The sequence below is a fragment of the Mesorhizobium sp. M4A.F.Ca.ET.022.05.2.1 genome, assembly GCF_003998845.1.
GTDB lineage: Bacteria > Pseudomonadota > Alphaproteobacteria > Rhizobiales > Rhizobiaceae > Mesorhizobium.
In genome coordinates this window covers 1-2,697 of sequence record NZ_RZOJ01000592.1, presented here as the reverse complement: position 1 = coordinate 2,697, position 2,697 = coordinate 1, and the positions used below count along the sequence as shown (strand labels likewise).

3 protein-coding genes are annotated in these 2,697 nt (G+C 64.7%); 2 read left to right on the top strand and 1 reads right to left on the bottom strand.

What is annotated here, in order from left to right:
• Positions 1–254: 254 nt before the first annotated feature.
• The gene (locus tag EN745_RS33260) at positions 255–503 is read right to left on the bottom strand and encodes a ParB N-terminal domain-containing protein (protein ID WP_126054808.1); all 249 of its coding nucleotides are present in this window, start codon (positions 501–503) and stop codon (positions 255–257) included.
• Between the two features lie 147 nt (positions 504–650).
• Between EN745_RS33260 and EN745_RS33255 the strand changes: the two genes are divergently transcribed.
• Positions 651–2,291 (top strand): N,N-dimethylformamidase beta subunit family domain-containing protein, encoded by a 1,641-nt coding sequence (locus EN745_RS33255; RefSeq protein ID WP_127423197.1) that lies wholly within the window; start codon positions 651–653, stop codon positions 2,289–2,291.
• Between the two features lies 1 nt (position 2,292).
• On the top strand, positions 2,293–2,697 hold a 405-nt coding region (locus EN745_RS33250; protein ID WP_145992287.1), incomplete at its 3' end, for an aminotransferase class III-fold pyridoxal phosphate-dependent enzyme.

Below are 2,697 nucleotides of genomic sequence, written 5' to 3'. Positions count from 1 at the left end.
GTAGTAATTCAGGCCGTCGATCGGCAGCAGGCCGGATTTCTCCGGCTTCGCAGCGGCTTTGGTGGCAGCGGTCATGGCAGGCTTTGTCTCCTCGGATTGTGCATTTGGCGCGGCAATCAGGGCCACGGCCGAAGCGAGCAGGGCGAAAAACAGGGTCTTGGGCATTTGGTCTCCTCCAGTTGTGCCCCAAGGACGCGACGGCAGAGCGCCAGCCGACATGGCCGCGAGAAAATTTGCAGCTGATGTGAAATTGGTTAGTGGCGCTTGGCCTGCACCAGATAGGCGTCGATCTCGGTCTCGCCCAGCCATTTGGCGGCTTCCAGCCGGTGCAGGCCTTCAACCAGAATGTGGCGCTTGCCGTCGTGGCGGACCTGGATCGGCATTTTCATACCGTTTTCGAGAATGTCCTCGGCCAGATGGCGGACCGTTTCCGGATGCAGCGTCTTACGCCGCGCGGCGGGCACGTAGATGTCGTCGACCTTGACCTTTTGCACGCGCAGCATCCTGGCTCCCGGCGCTGAAATGTCACCCCGACATGAGATAGTCTGTTTGCCGGATATGGCCAAGGGCCACTTGCTGGCCCGATCGTTTCCATTTGACGCTTGGCCGGCCAATGGTCTCAATGACGGCCTGTTGGTTTCAGGTGTTCATTGACGCGACTGCCGACCGAATTCCCCGATTTCGGGCTGACGCCCGAGCAGCGTCGCGAGGCGGTGCGCGGCCATTATTACGAATGGCCCGGCATGGACGGTGCGCGCGGCGAGATCTGGTGCTACAGCGACCGTTTTTCGTACCGCCCCGGCGAAACGGTGGCGTTGCATGTCAGCGCGACGGCGCCGCAATTCGGCATCACGATTGTTCGCGACGGCGGCGCCGAAACAAGGGTGTTCGAAAAAACCGGCATCGCGGCGCGCTGGCAGGAGACGCCCGACCAATGTTCGGTCGAAGGCTGCGGCTGGGACACTTCCTTCGAGTTCCGCATCGGCGATGCCTGGCCGTCCGGCGCCTACCGCGTCACGCTCACGGCCGAGGGCCGCGACGGCACGCCGATCCAGAGCCATCACCTCTTCATCGTCACGCCCCTGCCCGGCAAGAAACCCGGCCGCTTGCTGCAGGTCGCGGCGACGGGAACCTGGCTCGCTTACAACACCTGGGGCGGCTCCAACCACTATCAGGGCATCACCGGCCCGAACCGGGACCAATACGCCACGATGGTGTCGACGCAGCGTCCCTGGTGCCGCGGCTTCGTCGTGCTGCCGAAGGAGGCGCCGCGCGTGCCGCTGGAGGTCGCGGTGCCGCCGAAGACCGTTCCGCGATATCCGCACATGGAATGGGCCCTCGCCACCGGCCATTCGAAGAAATACGCCTCGTCCGGCTGGGCGAGCTATGACAGCCATTTCTTCCGCTTCGCCGAGCGCGCCGGCTACGCGATCGATCTCGCCAGCCAGCACGAATTGCACTTTGCGCCCGATATCCTCGACGGCTATGACTGCGTCGTCTTCGTCGGCCATGACGAATACTGGACCTGGGAGATGCGCGACGCGGTCGACGCCTATGTGGAGCGTGGCGGCCACGCGGCGCGCTTTGCCGGCAATTTCATGTGGCAGACCAGGCTGGAAGACGAGGGGCGGCGGCAGGTCTGCTACAAATACCGGGCGCGTGCCGAGGACCCGGCCTATCGCGGCGGCGACGTCAGGCGCGCAACCAACTCCTGGGAAGCGCCCGAGATCGGCCGGCCGGGTTCTGCAACCTTCGGCCTCAATGCCACCAGGGGCGTTTATGCCGGCTGGGGCGGCTGCGCGCCGCGCGGCGTGCGCGGCTTCCCGGTCTATCGCCCCGAGCACTGGGCCTTCGGCGGGACCGGCATCTACTATGGCGACCTGCTTGGCGCCGACAGCCACGTCTACGGCTATGAGGTCGATGGGCTCGATTTCGAGATCCGCGGCGGCCTGCCCTACCCAACCGCGGAGAGCGGCGCGCCGGACGGCCTGCAGGTGCTGGCAGTCGGCATGGCGAGCCAGGTCGAGGAAAGCGCCGACATCCCGATCGAGGATCAGTTCCTGACCGACGAGGACGGCCGCTTCACCGCCGAGACTCTGTTCGGCGAGGCGAGCGACGCCAATCTCGACAAGGTCAAGCGCGGCAATGGCATGATCGTCAATTTCCCGCGCGGCAAGGGCGAGGTGTTCCATGCCGGAAGCTGCGAATGGGTCGCCGGCCTGCTAAGGCAGGACGCGATGGTCGAGCGCGTGACGAAAAATGTTCTCGATCGCTATCTCGGAAAGTCCTGACATGCCGAAACCGCAAGTCCAGCCTGCCCCTGACGCCGAAGCGCGGCCGCGGTCGCATCTGTTCTATCTGTCCAGCCTGCGCCGGCCGCTCGTCGATCGCGCCGAAGGCATCTATTTCTGGACCAAGGACGGCCGCCGCTTCATCGACGGATCAAGCGGGCCGATGGTCGCCAATATCGGCCATTCCAACCGCAATGTGCTCGACGCCATGAAGCGGCAGATGGACAAGACCACCTTCGCCTACCGGCTGCATTTCGAGAACGAGCCGGCCGAGGAGCTCGCACGAGAGTTGGCGCGAAGACTTCCCGAGGGAATGGACCGCATTTTCTTCGTCTCCGGCGGCTCAGAAGCAACGGAATCCTGCATCAAGCTCGCCCGGCAATGGGCGGTCGCCACTGGCCAGCCC

What these genes read in the sequence shown, in the direction of transcription:
- EN745_RS33260 (WP_126054808.1), bottom strand. Translation starts at nt 503, where the DNA reads ATGCTGCGCGTGCAAAAGGTCAAGGTCGACGACATCTACGTGCCCGCC.